This window comes from Mesorhizobium sp. M1E.F.Ca.ET.063.01.1.1, from assembly GCF_003998155.1.
In the GTDB taxonomy this organism is placed as follows: Bacteria; Pseudomonadota; Alphaproteobacteria; order Rhizobiales; family Rhizobiaceae; genus Mesorhizobium.
The window spans coordinates 1-649 of record NZ_RZSC01001436.1; the positions used below are offsets into that span (position 1 = coordinate 1).

Genomic DNA, 649 nt, shown 5'->3' on the forward strand with positions numbered 1-649 from the left:
GGCCGAGATAGTGCACCTTCGAGGTGCCGGCGTTGCGGTGGGCGGCGCGGAAGTTCTCCGACTTCGTCCACGCGACGAAATCCTCCTGGCTTGCCCAGACGGTATGCGAGGCGAACAGCGTATAGCCCTCGGTCTCGTTGACCGGACCGCGCAGCAGGTGGAACTCCTTGAAGCCCTGCATCTCGGAAAGGCTGGAGTCGCGGTTCTTCCAGACGTCCTCGAAGGCTTCTTCCGAGCCGTTCTGGACCTTGAAGCGGTTCATGGCGATGTACATTGGCTTCCTTTCGAAATGGATGAATTCTAACTATTAGGATGGCGAAGGCTTTAAAAAGGGCCGATCCGCGCCTTGAACACCCAACTCGACCTTCCGGTCTCGGGCGGAATGGGAGGGAACGGGGCTTGCTTGCGCACCAGCGTCAAAGCGAACTGATCGAGCTCGGCGGACCCTGAACTTTCAGTGAGCTGCAGGTCGCTGACGCTGCCGTCGGCCGCGACGACGAAAACCACCCTGGCATTGTTGCGAGCCTTGGCCTGGATCGATTTCGAAACGCGACGGTTGGCGCGGGCGAGCTTCTTCTGGATTTCACCGCTGTAGCGGGATTCCAAGGCATTGCCGGCGGCGGCCTTTATCTTGCCCTTGCTGGCGATA

At 59.9% G+C, this 649-nt stretch carries 2 protein-coding genes; both read right to left on the minus strand.

Going from position 1 to position 649, the window contains the following annotated elements; genetic code table 11:
• The coding region (locus tag EOA29_RS39065; RefSeq protein ID WP_145970144.1) for an antibiotic biosynthesis monooxygenase at positions 1-274 on the minus strand (274 nt) is incomplete at its 3' end.
• 50 nt (positions 275-324) lie between these two features.
• The coding region (locus EOA29_RS39070; RefSeq protein WP_127222548.1) for a TonB family protein at positions 325-649 on the minus strand (325 nt) is incomplete at its 5' end.